Source organism: Legionella micdadei, from assembly GCF_000953635.1.
Taxonomy (GTDB): domain Bacteria; phylum Pseudomonadota; class Gammaproteobacteria; order Legionellales; family Legionellaceae; genus Tatlockia; species Tatlockia micdadei.
On record NZ_LN614830.1, the window covers coordinates 1,518,995 to 1,535,915 of the forward strand.

Here is a 16,921-nt window from a genome sequence, read left to right on the forward strand (position 1 = left end):
TAAAGTTTGTTCCACACTCAGGATGGCGTGCTTGGATAGCACGCCAATCTGATTATTCGCTAAGCCATGTTAGTTATGCACATGAAACCACAGTGGAGAGAGTAGGCGTTAAATCTTTATCCATACCCAAATCCTGTCGCAATGGTGCATAGAGCAAAGAGAAGCGACATCGTAAATGAGCACTAGGAAGTGGTTTTTCCAATTCCACATGACCATTTTCCATTTGCACTTCGGAAGGATTGGCTAGTTGCTTAAATGCGGTTATTTCTTGATTGAAAGCCTCTAAATGCTTTAGAAAATTAGGGGAAAATTGACAGCTCTCTGACAATTTACTAATTTTTTCTACTTCGGCAATGATCTTACCGATTTGCTCAGCATCTGGATCTCGACTATATCTTGATACATTCGCAAACTCTACTTTGAGTTTATATAACCGGACATAGAGCTTACTTTCTAAATTTTGCATTTTGAGTTGTTTAAAATCGAGAGCCTCTATTTTGCTAATTAGACCATTAGCTCGATTTAATAGGCTGCTATTTTTCTCCTTGGTAGAGTATCCTTTTAATACCTCAACATGTGCTTCCATTTCACGACTAAGCTTTTCCAGTTCTTTGTTCTCTTTTTCCCAATCGATAACGTAGTTATTATCCATTTGGAAAGACTCTTGGTTCCTTTGCTTTAGAAAACCTGAAGGATCATTAACTAAATATTGAGTAAGCGCTTGGATTAACTCTTCGAGCATTACCTGACGCATGCAAGGTTGATTATTGCCACTTGAGCTTTTGAACACTTTGCCAAATTTGATAGGTTTTGCTGCTTTTAGTTCATTGCCTGTTGGTTCTAGCTGTTTACTTAAATCATCAGCTATCGCTGGGTCATAAGGTGTGGCAGGATTTTTGAGCCTGTCTCTCAACAATCCGTCTAGGTGGGCGTCTGTATCTCCTGGTATAGAGAAATTGCCACGCTCAGATTGCAATTTAGTAAACGTGAGCATGATTTTCCTACCACCTCCCGTACGCATAACCATTTCTTCGCGTTTCTCTTCTTTATTCTCTAGGTCTGTCACGGCTTTGTTACCGTCATGCACGAAGGTTACATCTCGCTGGAGCAGAGGCATAGCAGGAATGACTGCCTGTTGCGCATTAAATATTGGCCTCAACGAATTAGATACGAGTATTGCTGCACTCAATTTTTGGAAAGTGTCTTGAGTCTCCTCAGATAAACTATCAAACGTTCTCTTTAAACGCGAAACCTCATTGCGTGAGAGGCCTGTTAATATTGCATGGCATCCGGAGTAATCTTTAAGCTCTTCAAAAAGGTAATGGGCAACCCAAATCCAACGATCCAGAATGATTGCTCTTTCTTCTATAGAAGGCGCTGCCAAGACGAGGTTACTTACGTAATCGGCCAGATTATTGTATTGGGTTGTATTAGCGATGATAGTCGGTGATTTAGCATAGGCCCAAGGAGAAAATAATTCGGCTTTCCGAATAGTTAAGAATAGTTCTTGGTCGATCGTTGCGATAGTTTGTGCGTAGCGTCCAATAATTTGTTTGTTTAAATTTTCGACTTTGGCTGCAAAGAGAGGATTCATTCTTACTTTGCTTTTTACAGCAGGATTCATGAGAAAATCATTAAATGCTTGGAGGTCTAATTCGTTCGCTTTGAATTTGCTTATTAATTTTTTAAGCATTTGGACAGGATCATTTCCGTCTTTGATTTCTTGTTTCTTAGCTGCAATTTGTTCAAAAAGGGGCTTGCAATCAGGGGAAGCATCTTTAAATCCTGCGGTAAACTTCAGATTAAATTTTTCAAAAGTTTGCTTAACTTTTGTGGATTGCTTACTCGCATCCTTTAGTATTTTTTGTATTTTTGCCATTTCTTCGTACATGCGTTCAAGTGCGCGTTGGTCTTTCTTAACATGTTGCCGCAGGCTATCCAATTCGGTTAGATCAGAAATTTCGGGAAGACGGTTATTGATATAGGTTTTAAGGCTTTTGTATTTTTCCAGGTACTCTTCTTGATGTTTAGAAAGGGCGGAAATATATTCTCTCAATTGCGATTGCTTCATCAGGTACCTCCAAGTTAGTTAAATCTTAAGCCATAATAGTAAGATAACTAATGCAACTTGGCTAGATAGTTACCGTCTAAATAATTTTTTTTACATTTTTGCAAACTTTAATCATTATTTTCAAAAGGTTATAAATTAACCACTTTATTTCTTTGTTTACCAATTTACATTTAATGTGAACTAGTTGTTGTTAATTGCTCAGTTATATTTCATGAGAGAAAAAAAGGAGGTTTTTTGCTTAGCACAGGGAAAAATAAAGGAGAGAAAATAATGACATCCCATTCTTGGGTTTACTCCACTAAGAACTCATTGCTCGCGTATATTGATAATGTATTTTTTTCAAATCAAACAGTGAAGCTTATCTGTTTATCTGAAATAGTTTGAGTATTTGTTTCGCTGGAAGGGTTATTGGAGAACAAAGATTGCCTTATTATACTTGCTCTTACTACTTGTCCTGTTTTTTCATTTCTAGCCCATTTATGCATTTCATGTTCACGGATAGAGGGCGAATATAATGAGTTATTTGGGTAATAATCTATTTTAAATGTATTTAAATATCCATGGAAATGTTCAACGAATCGTTTAGCAATCGCGTATGCCTTGTTGTTAACATCACAAAACCATAATTTAATATTAAGATAGTCTGTGCTAAGTAATCCATCAGCGATCATTCGCTCAGCAATATCATCTATTGTGATTGCTTTTTTCCCACCGGATACTGCATATGCCCAATCGCAGAATGGGAGATGTTTCACTTCGTCGTAAGGCAAATCTTGATTCTCCAAAACAGAGGATTTTTTTCTGTCTGGATGGCAATCAATTCCGTGACCCATTACATAAATTTTTGCATTTGGCGGTAATGTAGATAAATCACATTCATTGTGATAAAGAATGATTAAATCTTTTTTCTTGTATATGCTTTCGCTACGGTATTTGAATAGGTTTATATCTTTAATGACTGCTAATGAAAGTTCATTCTCATTAAATGGTACATATAAATATCCATTCACAGGAAGGGGGGCTGGAGAAAAGCCATTACTCATAAGTAAAATGCATAAAAAATACTATTGGTTGGTATTATAAAATAGTAAGATTAAGATTTTATTAACAATAAAAATCTCTACTATAGAATGCTCAGTGTAGGACAAAAAATCAAAACTATTTTTGCACCTAAAGCCAACGTTCCTCGGTTTATCTTGTGTTGTTGTATAAATGCCTCACCCCGCACGAAGTGTGGGGCGGGTAGGTAAGGGGGAGCAGGTATAAACCGAGAAAAAGTTGTTATATTTATCTGCTTTTTCAGGCAATAGGGGAGACAATTTAATGCTTTTTCTATTTTGGCTCAAAATCAGGAGTGTCAAAATTCAAGCGACAAGTCCCTAATAGGAATATACACCTTTGATTTTGTCTGTTTGGTAAAACGCTTAATTATTGAATTCGATGGCGATTACAATCTTGATAATCAAAAGTTACGATACACGGTTTGATTAAATGCAAGTGGATATGCAGTATCGCGAAATTATTTTCTACATTCAAAAACAATATTTTCATCTGCTTTATCAGGTGATGCTTGCCGATCAAAGGCTTTCACTAAGCGCACTTGGCTAAAACCAACTTCTGTCAGCAGATTCAATAGGAAGTTAGGATCCTGATAAATACGAATTTTATACTCTTCGATTTCTGTTTGAATAACACTATTTCCATCAATCAATTCATACTTGCCAATTGAGTAACAAATTTCATCATCAAGCATGGCTAATTGGCTAAGTAATATGAAGCTTCCATCCTTTTTTTGCCACCTGGAGCCTCTCCAGGTACCTAATGTTTTAGGAACAGCGTTAAACGTTTCTGCTTCAAATACAAAAAGGCCTGAATCATTCAAATGTTCATAAATTGTTTTTAATGCCCTTTGGATATCAGTTTTTTCTGTGATAAGACCAAATGAACCACTAGGTATAAAAATCAATTGATATTGGTTAGATTGATTTAAATCCTCAATAAAACCATGCCAAACATTTGGTTTAAGATTTTTTATGCTTGCTTTTGCATGAAGCCTTTCTAACATAGGATGACTTGCATCAAATCCATGAATATCAAAATTTTCTTCAGCCAAAGGCAATAGAAAGCGACCGGTTCCACACATAGGTTCTAAAATGGGACCTTTAGCTTCTGAAGCATAACTTCGATAGAATTGGTATGCCTCATGAGGCGCATGAGGTTTACTTAACTCATACACTTCAGTACAAAGATTTTGATAGGTATCTAGTTTCTTCATCAGTTCCCTATTGAAAGCCAATACTATCCAAATTTAATAGAAAGGTTGATTCGAAGCTGGTTCGGAGTGATTTCTTGGATTTTGGTTCCCAAGACTCGAGTGAAGGATTGATTCGTCAGTCACATTCGTTCCTTCCTCACCCCTTTCGGGGCGCGCTAAAGCGCGTCCAAAATGCTGCGCCGCACTTCGTGCTTTTCGCTTCGCATTTTGTCGAACTCAATCGGTTCGAACCCTTCCGGGCCAAAGACATTCGTCAGTTGGCCTATATATCGGAGTGATTTTTACTCTTGTATTTTTTTCTAAGATGGCGCGCCCGGAAGGATTCGAACCTCCGACCCCCTGGTTCGTAGCCAGATACTCTATCCAACTGAGCTACGGGCGCGTTGTGTGTTGGCGGAGAGAGAGGGATTCGAACCCTCGATGGGATTTTGTCCCATACTCCCTTAGCAGGGGAGCGCCTTCGACCTCTCGGCCATCTCTCCATGTGATGGAGGCGAAGTATAGCAGGTATTTATGTGGCGTCAACTTTATTATTTTAGATTTATTCTGTGTTCCAATTAACGGTCTTTAAAAAATCAATTTGATTTTGATTTGATTAACAAGGGGGGCTAAACCTTGTGATTTAAAAATTCCACCTGTCCAGTTTTGATGTTATGCATCGCTACAACAATGGCGAGTTCCCCTTTATCGACTAAAGCCTTCAGGAGAGGACTGCGTTGGGGGATTTGTTGCGCAACCGCTATTGCATTTGCTTTTGCGATAGCATCGACTAAATCCATATCAGCACATGTTTTCTCAGGCATGGTTTTTTTCACTGCAGGTATAACAGGTTGAATTTTATTTAATACATGATCAAGATTTCCTAATTGAACTTGGTTACAAGCTCCTGCAACAGCTCCGCAAGAAGTATGGCCCATCACCACAACTAGCTTTGCCCCTGCTGCTTTTGCTCCAAATTCCATCGAACCTAAGATATCATCGTTGAGAATATTGCCAGCGACTCGTAGAGTGAAAATATCAGCTATACCTTGATCAAAGATCATTTCTGGTACGCTCCTAGAATCCATGCAGTTTAGTACAATAGCAAAAGGAAACTGTCCATAGGAGGATTGTTTTGCTTGTGCTAAATAATCACGTTGAATCCCCTGATTAGACACAAATCGCTTATTCCCAGCAATTAACTTATTTAGAGCATCGTCTGGACTAATGGCTTGTTGTTTGGCTTGAGAGAAAGTTTTGCCTAATAACAAAGGGGCTTCCGTATCGGCTAATGCTAATGGCAAATCGATACAATTGATGAGTAAAAATAGTAATAAACTTTTCATGGTTAGTCCCTTAACAATAATGAGTTATAGGTAAACGTTACAGTTCTAAAAGACAACATGCAACATTTTTTCAGAAAGGCAACGTTAACCTACTGAATAGAAATCGGTTTAATCAAAATGATTTTCCTTAAATAATTTCCAAAACAAAGGTTTGCTGTTATCTTTTAACTAGAGATGGCCAAATGTCAGTTATCTTGATAGATAACTAGGAGGAGTAATGAAGCAGAAATCGAATTTAAGCGGCAGAGAGGTGTATGTAGTGGATGGCAGCCGAACTCCATTTCTCAAAGCAAAAGGAGTTGGCCCTTTTACCGGATCAGATTTGGCTGTAGCCGCAGGCATGACGCTGTTAAATCGTCAGCCTATCTCCCCTACCCAATTAGATGAGGTCATTATTGGTTCTGCTATGCCAGGTCCTGATGAAGCAAATATCGCTAGGGTCATTGCTTTACGATTAGGCTGTGGTGAAAAAGTTCCTGCGTTTACTGTTATGAGAAACTGTGCATCGGGGATGCAAGCACTTGATAATGCAGCATTGCAAATTGCCAGTGGTCGAAGCGATTTAGTGTTAGCAGGAGGTACAGATGCGATGAGCCATGCCCCGTTAATGTTTAATGAAAAAATGGCTGCATGGCTAGCTCGATGGTTTAATGCAAAAACAGTCGGCCAACGTTTTGGCCTAGTGACACAGTTTAGACCGTCATACCTTGCTCCTGTTATTGCCTTGCTGCGTGGTTTAACCGATCCCATTGTCGGTATGAACATGGGACAAACCGCGGAGAAGGTAGCCTATCGTTTTAATATTACCCGTGAACAAATGGATGAGTTTGCTAGTGAGAGCCATCAGCACCTAGCTAAGGCGTATATGGAAGGAAGAATGGATGAGGTTGTGCCCGTGATAGATAGCAAAGGCCATCTCTATCAGCAAGACGACGGAATTCGCCCTGACTCCACAGTAGAAAAGCTAGGAAAATTAAAACCCTTTTTCGATAAAAAATACGGTATGGTTACTGCAGGTAATAGTTCGCAAATTACTGACGGAGCTTGTTTATTACTACTTGCTAGTGCTGAGGCTGTTAAAAAATATCATCTTTCAGTTATCGGCCGTATTGTCGACTCTCAGTGGGCTGCCCTTGATCCTGCCCAAATGGGATTAGGCCCTGTTCATGCCGCGACACCCATTTTGCAGCGTCATCATTTGAAACCAGCTGATATGGATTGCTGGGAAATTAACGAAGCATTTGCAGCTCAGGTACTTGGCTGTTTAGCTGCTTGGGACGATGACGATTACTGTCGAACGCAATTAGGATTAAAACAAGCAATGGGGGCGCCTTCGCTTGCGCAACTTAATAAAGATGGAGGGGCTATTGCTGCAGGGCACCCGATTGGAGCCAGTGGTGCTCGCATTGTATTACATGTTTTGCAATCACTTAAACAACATAACGGTACTCGAGGCATGGCTGCGATTTGTATTGGTGGCGGACAGGGCGGAGCAATGTATCTGGAACGAGTGACAGAGGTGAAAGAGCAATGAGCAACTACAAACATTGGGAAATGCAACTGGACGCCGACCATATTGTCTGGTTAGGGATTAATCGTAAAGATGTCTCAGCAAATGTTATTAATGATGAGGTACTGGATGAATTAAATGGTATTTTGCAAGAAATACCTCAAATTCCTGATGCGGCGGGTTTAGTTATCTATTCTGCTAAAGAGAAGGGATTTATTGCTGGGGCTGATGTTCATGCTTTTTCTAAATTTAAAAGCCCGGCAGAAGCCGTTGATTTCCTAAGAAAAGGGCAGGCTGTTTTTGCGCGTTTAGAAGCGCTGAATATACCCACAGTCGCCATGATCCATGGCTTTTGCATGGGAGGAGGATTAGAGCTTGCCTTAGCTTGTGATTACCGTGTGGCTACAGATGATGAAAGTACACGGTTAGGATTGCCAGAAATTATGCTTGGCATACATCCAGGATGGGGTGGCACCGTGCGTTTACCTCGCTTAATTGGTGGATTTGATGCCCTTTCCAAGGTCATTTTGACTGGGACTCCTATTGCTGCAATAAAGGCAAAGCAACTGGGGATGGTAGACGATGTGGTCCCCTTAAGGCAATTAAAGCGAGCCGCAATTTATTTCATAAAAAACAAGCCACGAAAGCATAAGCCTAGATTGTTGCAAGCGCTCACTAATTACTCATGGATACGCTCTATCCTATCGCCTATCCTTCGTTACAACGTCGCTAAGAGAGTGATTAAAAAACATTATCCTGCCCCTTATGCAGTAATTGATTTATGGGAAAAAGAAGGTGGGGAGGTTGAGCGGGCTTATCTTAAAGAAGTTGATTCAGTCGAGCAATTGGTGAGTCAAGGGGATACAGCTGCAAATCTAATCCGTGCTTTCCTTCTCCGTGAGCGTATGAAAGGCTTTGCTAAGGACAGTGATTTTATAGCTGAACACGTTCATGTGATCGGTGCTGGAGTGATGGGTGGAGACATTGCTGCTTGGTGTGCACTTCGCGGTATGAAAGTAACATTGCAAGATAAAAGCTACGCTCAAATAGCTCCAGCTATTGGACGTGCTTACACACTTTTTAAAAAGAAACTTCGCAAGCCACGTTTAATCCAAGCCGCTATGGATAGATTAATTCCTGACCCAGATGGACATGGAATTGCTCGGGCTGACGTGATCATTGAAGCGGTATTCGAAGACCTAGGCGTCAAACGTGCAATAATGCAGGATGTTGAGGCTAAGGCGAAAAAAGATGCTGTAATTGCAACCAACACTTCAAGCATACCGCTCGATGAAATTAGCCAGGCCATGAAAGATCCTACCCGTTTGGTGGGAATTCATTTCTTCAATCCCGTTGCTAAGATGGAATTAGTTGAAGTGGTGAGTGGTGCGAAGACTGCAAAAGCGGTTGGACAATGCGCTTGTGCCTTTGTCAACCAAATCGGTCGGTTACCGTTGCCAGTTAAATCAAGCCCAGGATTTTTGATTAATCGCGTATTGATGCCTTACTTGATGGAATGTGTTCAGTTACTTGAAGAAGGTTATAGCGGTGAAGAAATTGATGAGGCAGCAAAAGCCTTTGGCATGATGATGGGACCTGTTGAATTGGCAGACACTGTAGGTATGGATGTTTGCTTGGCGGTAGCTGAAAATTTAACTGCCCATTTTGGGGGGGCCGTGCCTACCCGTTTGCGGGAAATGGTCAAAGAAGGCAAATTAGGACGCAAGACAGGACAAGGGTTTTATCGATACAAGAATGGTAAGCCAATCAAACAAAAAATCCGAAGCAGCAAACCCAACAAGGATATCGCAAATCGTTTGATTCTTCGTATGGTGAACGAAGCATCCTCATGCTTACGTGAAGGGGTTGTAGCCGATAGCGATTTATTAGATGGGGGTATGATTTTCGCAACGGGTTTTGCGCCATTCCGAGGTGGTCCAATGAATTATGCTAAGCACTTTGGCCACGATAAACTCAATGAGGTTTTTGCTAAATTAGAAGCCCAGTATGGTGACCGTTTTAAGGCAAATGTGAGTTTGTAATATCATCAGGTTAGAATGATTTACACCGGGAGTTTGGTGGTATGCTTTCTAACCTGTGTTAGCCCGAGTAGATATTTACCTTGTTAGTTAGAGTTTTTTTATGTTTCAAACCAAGCCATTACAAAAGGTCATAGCCCATTTCAGATCCGTATTACGTCGAAGAGAGGGGGCGCTATTACGGCAAATGTGGTTAATATGCTTCTTGATGTTTGTTTTAGCTCCATCCTGGTCCACCACGTTCGTTTTGCCCGAAAATGGGGATTTAGTTGGCCAAGTTCAATCGACTCGTCCTGAAATTGGAGAAACGCTAAGTGATGTTGCAATCCGATATGATATTGGCTATTACGAAATGGTTCGGGCAAATCCTAGAGTCGACCCAGTAAGACCGCTCTCACCAGATGTTCGCCTAATTATCCCATCCCAATTCATTTTGCCGCCGGGGCCTCGGGAAGGTTTAGTTATTAATTTGGCTGAATACCGATTATATTATTATCCGCCCAAAGATAATGTGGTAATTACTATGCCTGTTGGTATAGGTCGAGAAGGATGGACGACACCGACTGGAATGACTAAAGTGGTAGCCAAAGAAAGAGACCCCGTCTGGAGGCCAACAGCAAATGTGCGGGCTGAAGCAGCAAAAAATGGTGTTCCTATTCCAGATGCTTTTCCTCCTGGGGAAGGGAATCCGCTTGGCAGGCATATATTAAGATTAGGTTGGCCAACTTATCTAATTCACGGAACCAATCGCCGTGATGGGGTAGGCTCGCGAGTGAGTGCAGGGTGTATCAGGATGATGCCCGAGGATATTGAATATTTATTTGATCTAGTGGCTGTCGGTACACCAGTGCGAGTGCTTAATGAGCCAGTTAAATTTGGCCGTAAGAAAGGATCAATTTACATGCAAGCGCACCCGCCTCTCATTGAACAAAAAAACAGTAATTTGCATCAAATCATCCAGGAGCAACTGGCTAAAATGGGGGTCACAAAAATCAATTCCAAAGTAGTTCAAATTGAGGAGGGTTATCCCTCAGGGATTCCTCAAAAAATTAAATAGGTTGATATTTTTTGACAAACCGAAAATAAATTCCATAAGCTAATAACAGTACGATTACACTGCCGATTAAATCGATAAAATAATGCCATCCTAATAAAACACAAGAAACGATCAACAATAAATTAACTGGAATCAGAAGAATAAAAACAATAGGCCAGCAGCGTATTAGGGCAAGACAAAGCCAAGCCCAAATGACATGAAATGAAGGCATGGCGATCATCCCTCCATCAAGTGTTGATGGAGGGATGTAATGATGTAACTCAGCGAATTTTACACCCGTTGCATATTGTTCAGCCATAAAATAAGGACTACTGGTAAAACTTGCTGGACCCATTGTCGGGAAAAAATAATAAAAGGAAAAACCAAACAATGCAGTGAGAAGGAGCATTGTATAATATTCACGAATGTAGCTAAATTTACGGGCAAAAATAATAAGAATCGGTAGATAAGTCATTTGAAAAGGCAAACTGTCATAGCCTAGTGCAAGCATTGTTCTAAACCAGGGTTTATTTGCTGTCCACGCCATGAGCTCTTGCAAATTTATAAATAAAAAATGATCGGTTGTGATTAATTTTCTATCAATAGGATCGAAAGGTGTGAGTTGGATAGCGTTGGTGGCGTTTGCTATAACTGATACAACTAAAAAAAAGTAGACAAGCTCTCGAGCGACTTTGAAATACGGACTTTTTATACCAAACAATAGATAAGCCCCAATCAATGTCAGGGTTAGAATGATACCCATCATTGGCATTTCTTGAGGAAAGTAGTTATTACCCGGGAATTTGTAAATCAAATAGTTAATGCCAAATGCAACTGTGGATAAAATGCCGATGACTATTGCTATTATTAGATTAAAGTACCTAGCGTAAAATGGCATCGTTAAACTAATTATTCCGTGTCGCCGCTCTGTCGTTTTTGTTTAATTGCTTGGTAAATTTCTTCGCGGTGAACTTCGATTGACCTAGGGGCTTGCACTCCAAACTTTACATTTCCATGTTCTAAGGTTTTAAAAGCGACTATCTGAACGAGTTCACCCTTAACACAGACGGTCAATGGTACTTCAAACGGGATGGTCACAATATTCATTTAAAAACCTCTTTTGTTTTTAGTACGTTATATCTTATGGACAACCTAAAAGCAATGATTTTGCAAAGAACATTAAAGATTCATCAGCCTATTATTTGTTTTTTTACTAATTGATAATAAAAAGAAATTTATTAAAAGAACAATTTAATATATTAAAGGAAGCCATTAAATGTAACGGTATATGTAGAACTTAGTCAGTGTCAAGCTTGCAATTTTAACGACCGAGGTTTCTGTTTAATGCATTCAAAGTTTGCTAGCTTGCATAAAATCAGTTAATATTACGCGTTTTTTAAACCCTTGCCTTACCTGCTTTTTAGAGGAAGGCTTTATCCATAAGGAGAAATGATGAGACATTACGAAGTTGTGTTTCTAGTTCACCCTGATCAGAGCGAGCAAGTGCCAGCAATGGTTGAGCGCTATGAAGGTATCATCACAAAGCATGGCGGTCTGATTCATCGTAAAGAGGATTGGGGACGCAGACAATTAGCTTATTCGATTAAAGATGTGCACAAAGCGCACTATATTTTAATGAATATAGAATGTAATCAAACGGCTCTTGAAGAATTAAAAAATGCGTTCAAATTCAATGATGCCATTTTAAGACATTTAATCATTAATCAAAAGCATGCGATTACCGCTCCATCTGCGTTAATGAAAAAAGAAAAAGATGAACGAGCTGCCTAAGAAGGGGGAATAAACTATGTCAGGAACCTATTTTCGTCGGAAAAAAATATCTCGTTTTAGTTCTGATAGTTCTAGTGAAATTGATTATAAGGATCTAAATTTATTAAAAAACTACATTACTGAAACTGGAAAAATTGTACCAAGCCGTATTACTGGTACACAAACCCGTTTTCAGCGCCAGTTGGCAAAAGCCATTAAGCATGCACGATTCTTGGGCTTATTGCCTTACTGTGATAGCCATCGATAATGATGGCTCGCTTAGGCGAATTTTTAGGTAAACAAGGTCGTCTTCTATTAGAAAATGACCGCCTTGCCTTGTTGTACATTGCGGTTTTAGCTTTAATACCATTTGCGGCTTGGTTATCTGCAGCGGTTGTCGCGTTGATAACCTTGCGAAAGGGTTGGCTTGATGGTTTTAAAGGATTTGTGGTGGCTACACTAACCCTGCTTATCTTATCATTACCGTCCATGCCCTTATCTGCTGCGGTTATTACTGCGCTAATGGCTTTTTTACCTTGTTATTTAACTGCGGCACTTTTGCACTCAACTACCAGTTTGAAAATAGCAGGGTTTTTTATTGTTTTACAAGCATTGTTGGTTATCGCTTTAATCCATTGGTTGGCTCCTGAGTTTATCAGCAACCAATATCTTTATGTCCAAGCAATAATCAAAGAGTTGGAACGAGAAAGTTCTGATGGGAATATGACAAGTTTGTTGAGCAATAATGAAGCGGTTAACAAAATTGTTATCGCTAATTACATAGTTGGAGTTCAGGCTGTAAGTGTGCTTTTGTCAGCTGTGGTCTCCTTGTTATTGGCCCGCTCTGTACAATCCAGGTTGTATTATCCTGGGGGATTTAAACGAGATCTAGTCGCGTTTCGTGCAAGTGGTTTTGGAGTGATTATACTTGCTATTGCCATGATTGGCGCATACCGACACAATCCTTTGGCTTTAAGTTGTTTACCAGTGCTTGCTGTATATTATGTCTTTGCGGGTTTAAGCCTAAGCTTTAATGTTTTGGCCAAAGATAAGGGTGTGGGTACATTAGCTTTGCTATTGGTTCCATTAATTTTGCTACCATTTGTCATGTTACCGGTATATGTCATTTTTGGTGCTTTAGATAGTTTGTTTAATTTTAGATTACACCTGTCGCCAAATGCAGGTGGTAAATAGAATAAGGGGTTAATAAGATGGAAGTTATTTTATTAGAGAAAATCAGAAAATTAGGCGATTTAGGTGATAAAGTTGAAGTGAAAGCTGGTTATGGCCGTAACTTTCTGATTCCACAAAATAAAGCAGTGTTTGCCACTGAAGAAAATACTAAACTTTTTGAGGCGCGTCGCGCTGAGCTTGAGAAAAAAGCTAAGCAAACGTTCGCTGCAGCAGAGCAGCGTGCAGCTAAGTTAAACGATACTACTGTTGTCATCTCTGCAATGGCCAGCGATGAAGGCAAGCTTTATGGTTCGGTTGGTGCTAATGAAATCAAAGATGCATTACTTGCAAAATCAATCGAAGTAAGCAAGCGTGAAATTGTTATGCCAGATGGTCCAATTCACTCTATAGGTGATTTCACGGTTGAAATTCATCTGCATAGTGACGTAATAGCAAATTTGCAAGTACAAGTCGTTCCAGCTAAGTAACGTAATAGATTAGGTCAGCTTGTGTTGAATGTGGTGTAAATAGCCTAAATTCGCACAAGTTGTGGAAAACACAGCAAATAAAGCGCGGCAAAGTCGACTAAAGTAAACAGTTATTGTTACGTTTTCTTAATAGATGTGCCAAATATGGTTTTCCCAATGGGGACTGATCCGTTATAAAGAATTTAGTTCGTCCTAAGGTTATACAGCCAGGGTCTCTGACCCAAGGCTGTAGAACTAAATATTCTGAGCATTCCTGCGAAACAATGCATTACTCTCCACTGACTTGATCCCCATGAAATTCTACTCAACTCCTTCTGAATGGACTGAGTAGATTGGGGTTTAATTATGCACTACAGAAGTCGTATTACCCCAAGCATGTTCAGACAATAGTTCAGCCCCTATCATGAAACGGACTCCATTTGGCACCACTTTCAAGATACCATGAAAAAAACTCATATAGACAACTATGCTTCGTTTTTTACCATATTTTCTCACAAACTTTAATCAATTTTTGTCAAATCCAACATGGGGATCTGAGCAGTCATACTAAGAATAAGCAGAAGTCGTCTGATAACTATGTTATGAATTAAATTCGACAATGAGTGCGCCTCTCCCTTAACGAGAGTGTTCTATTTTATGGATAAATTCGCGTAAAACCTTAATCTTTCCATTTTATATTACATCCCAAACTTGGCTTTTGTTCAAAATCTAGTGGCTGATTGGTGAGTAGGCAATCTAAGGCTTGACGGATTGAGTTACCAGTGACTGCAATGTGATTGCCAGGACGAGAGTCATCTAATTGCCCTCGGTAGGATAGTTTCAGATTTGAGTCAAAAACGTAGAAATCAGGTGTGCAAGCTGCCTGATAGGCTTTTGCAACCTCTTGAGTTTCATCAAAGAGATAGGGGAAGGGATAGCCTTCAATAGAAGCAGTTTTTTTCATGTTTTCAGGAGAGTCGTCAGGATAGCTTTCTACATTATTGGAGTTAATGGCATAAAATTTAACCCCCTTAGGTATGTAGTCATTCGCTAAGCAAGTAAGCTCTTTGTTAATATGTTTTACGTAAGGACAATGGTTACAGATAAACATAACCACAGTTATTTTGCCTTTACTTGACTCATTTAAATTTACTTTTTTGCCACTGACTACGTCCAATAATGAAAAATGTGGGGCGTAAGTACCTAGTGGCAACATGTTCGATGCTGTTTTAGCCATAAAAACTCCCGTATTATTAATTTCTTATTTATAACGAGTTAAGAAAAAAACAGTTTATAGACAGCAATTAGGGCAAATAATGTATTAAGAATAGCCCACAATAACGTAATTAATTTTCCTCGATAAGCGCAATGAAAGGCATAAATTGCTATAGATAGGCCTCCAAAAAAGAAGATCCATTGATTTTCATAGGCAAATCCAATAGAAAGGAAGGCAATGCCGGAAATACCTATTAAAAGGAAAAGATTATTGAGTTGACCACTTAAAAGATAAAATACGAGAAGCTGCACGGATAAGAGAACAGGCAAAGCGATTTGTAACGTATTGCTGATATGAAGAAGAATGGCTCCATGGCCAGCAATAAGTATCATTTCAAGTGCAATAAAGTAAAGCAGTCTGAAATGAAGGGACGTAAATAAAAGTAAGGTTGAGCCTATGACGTAGTAAACTTGAGCGGGAGTTTGTGTTAGGCCAAACAGGAGTATGCAGGCACCAATAATCCCACTCAATAAAAATAGGCTGTCTTGTACTTTAGAGGTTACCAACGTAAATAGATCCCTTTGCTAGCTGCTTCGTTAATCACTTGGGATTGCGTTTTATTTGTCGAAACCCAATAGTTACCCATATTGCTGAGAGCAAATTTAACACGAGGATATTGGCATACCTCTAACACCTCGCGACAATTAACAGGGACATTGTTTTCGTTTTCTTTGACGAAGCATTGAAAATGTAAGTGGTCAACATCTGAAGCAAAGGCACCCCAGTTGGCAGGATCTAATTTTGCTGTGAGGGGGGGACTCATAAAGACTTCGCGTGTTTCATATCGTTGCAATTCAATAGGAACGCTGCTGCGATTCTGGATTAGATAAAAAGATTGTTCCCCACTCTCATTAACTACTAAGTAATTTTCATTATAACCAAAACCAGTTACTTCACAGCCATGTGGAAATGTATTGGCAGCAGCCATGCTACTAAAAAAAACAGTCATTGAAAAAATCGGGATGATTGTTTTATAAAGCGACATGCGAATCCTCTGTCTGTATTAAAATGGCGTATTCTAATGATAACTAGATCAAAAGTGAAATAAAATTACGCGTATCCGTGATGATTTCCTTTGACTCATCGCTATTTCCCATGGATTGATCCTGAGAGATCGTAGAGCAAAGCTAATGCCTATAGTCAAAATGTACAATAAAAGCTATTCCTTATTCGCAGCGATCCTTGATTTGATCATGGGTGAATAAGTTCTATACACGCTTAGCGTTAAGTAAATCACTACATATCCGATTGATAATACTAACCAAAGTGACTCAATATTAGGATAGCTCCAAAGGATGACTGCAGAACTGACCCCATAAGTCGCTGAAAAGCTGTGCATGACAACCTTTAAAAATTTAGACTCAGTAAGGTAATCGAGTCGGGATGGGTAGACATATTTTACAGGTACAAAAATTAATACACACAAAATAGAGAGGATCCAAGCATTAGTTGACATCGAAGTATCGAAGATGAACATATAGAATACGGCGATGTTCCAATAACAGGGAAAGCCCTTAAAAAAATGGTCAGTTGTTTTTGCATCTGCCTGGCAAAATTGATAAGCGGAGGTAATGACTATGGCTACGATGATGAATAAGAGGTAGCTGGGGGGCAACATGTCAGGCTTTACAAAAAGAAAGAAACAGGGCGTGATAACATAATTAAGATAATCAACAATATTATCGAGTAAAGTCCCATCGATATTAGGTAAGACAGATTTTACACCGACTAATCTTGCAAGCGAGCCATCCACAGCATCGATAAACACGGCTATTCCCATAAACCAAAGGGCTTGCACGTAGTTATGTTGGTAGATTTCAATGAGAGTTAGTATTCCAAAACAAGCAGCACTCGCTGTGAATGCGTGCACAGCCCAGGCAACCAGGTAGTGAGCAGGAGGGTAGCCTAGTTTTTTCTTTGTCATAAATTTCCTAAGATTTTTAGCCTAATTAGAAAGATTAGCGAAATAGTAACAACAA

18 protein-coding genes and 2 tRNA genes are annotated in these 16,921 nt (G+C 39.6%); 8 read left to right on the forward strand and 12 right to left on the reverse strand.

Going from position 1 to position 16,921, the window contains the following annotated elements; all coding sequences use genetic code 11:
* Positions 1–73: 73 nt before the first annotated feature.
* Positions 74–2,071, reverse strand: coding sequence for a RasGEF domain-containing protein (locus LMI_RS06715; protein WP_045099102.1), 1,998 nt, complete (start codon positions 2,069–2,071; stop codon positions 74–76).
* A 344-nt stretch (positions 2,072–2,415) separates the two neighbouring features.
* Positions 2,416–3,114: a hypothetical protein gene (locus tag LMI_RS06720; RefSeq protein WP_045099103.1), complete on the reverse strand. Its 699-nt coding sequence runs from the start codon at positions 3,112–3,114 to the stop codon at positions 2,416–2,418.
* 369 nt (positions 3,115–3,483) lie between these two features.
* Between LMI_RS06720 and LMI_RS15630 the strand changes: the two genes are divergently transcribed.
* Positions 3,484–3,558: a hypothetical protein gene (locus tag LMI_RS15630; protein ID WP_231852320.1), complete on the forward strand. Its 75-nt coding sequence runs from the start codon at positions 3,484–3,486 to the stop codon at positions 3,556–3,558.
* Between the two features lie 32 nt (positions 3,559–3,590).
* Here LMI_RS15630 and LMI_RS06725 read toward each other — a convergent pair whose 3' ends face one another.
* From LMI_RS06725 to LMI_RS06740, 4 genes are all read right to left on the reverse strand, one after another.
* On the reverse strand, positions 3,591–4,346 hold the full coding sequence (locus LMI_RS06725; protein ID WP_045099104.1) for a class I SAM-dependent DNA methyltransferase: 756 nt from the start codon (positions 4,344–4,346) through the stop codon (positions 3,591–3,593).
* Positions 4,347–4,651: 305 nt separating this feature from the next.
* Positions 4,652–4,728: transfer RNA gene (locus LMI_RS06730), tRNA-Arg, on the reverse strand.
* A 9-nt stretch (positions 4,729–4,737) separates the two neighbouring features.
* A tRNA-Ser gene (locus LMI_RS06735) sits at positions 4,738–4,828 on the reverse strand.
* A 126-nt stretch (positions 4,829–4,954) separates the two neighbouring features.
* The gene (locus LMI_RS06740) at positions 4,955–5,671 is read right to left on the reverse strand and encodes a carbonic anhydrase family protein (protein WP_045099105.1); all 717 of its coding nucleotides are present in this window, start codon (positions 5,669–5,671) and stop codon (positions 4,955–4,957) included.
* 217 nt (positions 5,672–5,888) lie between these two features.
* Between LMI_RS06740 and LMI_RS06745 the strand changes: the two genes are divergently transcribed.
* The 3 genes from LMI_RS06745 (at position 5,889) to LMI_RS06755 (ending at position 10,277) form a co-directional block, all read left to right on the forward strand.
* Positions 5,889–7,205, forward strand: coding sequence for an acetyl-CoA C-acetyltransferase (locus tag LMI_RS06745; RefSeq protein ID WP_045099106.1), 1,317 nt, complete (start codon positions 5,889–5,891; stop codon positions 7,203–7,205).
* Positions 7,202–9,223, forward strand: a complete 2,022-nt coding sequence (locus tag LMI_RS06750) for a 3-hydroxyacyl-CoA dehydrogenase NAD-binding domain-containing protein (protein ID WP_045099107.1) — start codon at positions 7,202–7,204, stop codon at positions 9,221–9,223. Before LMI_RS06745 ends, LMI_RS06750 begins: the two co-directional genes overlap by 4 nt.
* Before the next feature lie 100 nt (positions 9,224–9,323).
* Positions 9,324–10,277, forward strand: a complete 954-nt coding sequence (locus tag LMI_RS06755) for a L,D-transpeptidase family protein (RefSeq protein ID WP_231852265.1) — start codon at positions 9,324–9,326, stop codon at positions 10,275–10,277.
* Here the strand turns inward: LMI_RS06755 and LMI_RS06760 are convergent.
* Together LMI_RS06760 and LMI_RS06765 are read right to left on the reverse strand one after the other, a co-directional pair.
* Positions 10,270–11,022, reverse strand: coding sequence for a phosphatase PAP2 family protein (locus LMI_RS06760; RefSeq protein WP_161939843.1), 753 nt, complete (start codon positions 11,020–11,022; stop codon positions 10,270–10,272). The two genes, LMI_RS06755 and LMI_RS06760, sit on opposite strands and share 8 nt — an antisense overlap.
* Positions 11,023–11,165: 143 nt before the next feature.
* Complete coding sequence (locus LMI_RS06765; RefSeq protein ID WP_045099109.1) at positions 11,166–11,363, reverse strand: carbon storage regulator; 198 nt, start codon at positions 11,361–11,363, stop codon at positions 11,166–11,168.
* A 345-nt stretch (positions 11,364–11,708) separates the two neighbouring features.
* On the opposite strand from LMI_RS06765, the gene rpsF reads away from it, so the two are divergent.
* From rpsF to rplI, 4 genes are read left to right on the forward strand one after another with little or no spacing between them, the layout of a single operon-like run.
* Positions 11,709–12,047, forward strand: coding sequence for a 30S ribosomal protein S6 (rpsF, locus tag LMI_RS06770; RefSeq protein WP_045099110.1), 339 nt, complete (start codon positions 11,709–11,711; stop codon positions 12,045–12,047).
* A gap of 16 nt (positions 12,048–12,063) precedes the next feature.
* On the forward strand, positions 12,064–12,294 hold the full coding sequence (rpsR, locus tag LMI_RS06775) for a 30S ribosomal protein S18 (RefSeq protein WP_045099111.1): 231 nt from the start codon (positions 12,064–12,066) through the stop codon (positions 12,292–12,294).
* Positions 12,294–13,220 carry a DUF2232 domain-containing protein gene (locus tag LMI_RS06780; RefSeq protein WP_045099112.1) on the forward strand — a complete coding sequence of 309 codons (927 nt, stop codon included), beginning with the start codon at positions 12,294–12,296 and terminating at the stop codon, positions 13,218–13,220. The genes rpsR and LMI_RS06780 overlap by 1 nt, the downstream gene beginning before the upstream one ends.
* 17 nt (positions 13,221–13,237) lie before the next feature.
* Complete coding sequence (gene rplI, locus LMI_RS06785) at positions 13,238–13,687, forward strand: 50S ribosomal protein L9 (RefSeq protein ID WP_045099113.1); 450 nt, start codon at positions 13,238–13,240, stop codon at positions 13,685–13,687.
* 658 nt (positions 13,688–14,345) lie between these two features.
* Here rplI and LMI_RS06790 read toward each other — a convergent pair.
* The 4 genes from LMI_RS06790 to pcsA all read right to left on the reverse strand — a co-directional run bounded on the left by LMI_RS06790 (position 14,346) and on the right by pcsA (position 16,866).
* Positions 14,346–14,903, reverse strand: coding sequence for a thioredoxin family protein (locus tag LMI_RS06790; protein WP_045099114.1), 558 nt, complete (start codon positions 14,901–14,903; stop codon positions 14,346–14,348).
* A gap of 38 nt (positions 14,904–14,941) precedes the next feature.
* Positions 14,942–15,448, reverse strand: coding sequence for a hypothetical protein (locus tag LMI_RS06795; RefSeq protein WP_045099115.1), 507 nt, complete (start codon positions 15,446–15,448; stop codon positions 14,942–14,944).
* Positions 15,442–15,927, reverse strand: a complete 486-nt coding sequence (locus LMI_RS06800) for a hypothetical protein (protein ID WP_045099116.1) — start codon at positions 15,925–15,927, stop codon at positions 15,442–15,444. The genes LMI_RS06795 and LMI_RS06800 overlap by 7 nt, the downstream gene beginning before the upstream one ends.
* 174 nt (positions 15,928–16,101) lie before the next feature.
* Entirely contained in the window at positions 16,102–16,866 is a 765-nt protein-coding gene (pcsA, locus tag LMI_RS06805) for a phosphatidylcholine synthase (RefSeq protein WP_045099117.1), read from the reverse strand.
* Between the last annotated feature and the right edge of the window lie 55 nt (positions 16,867–16,921).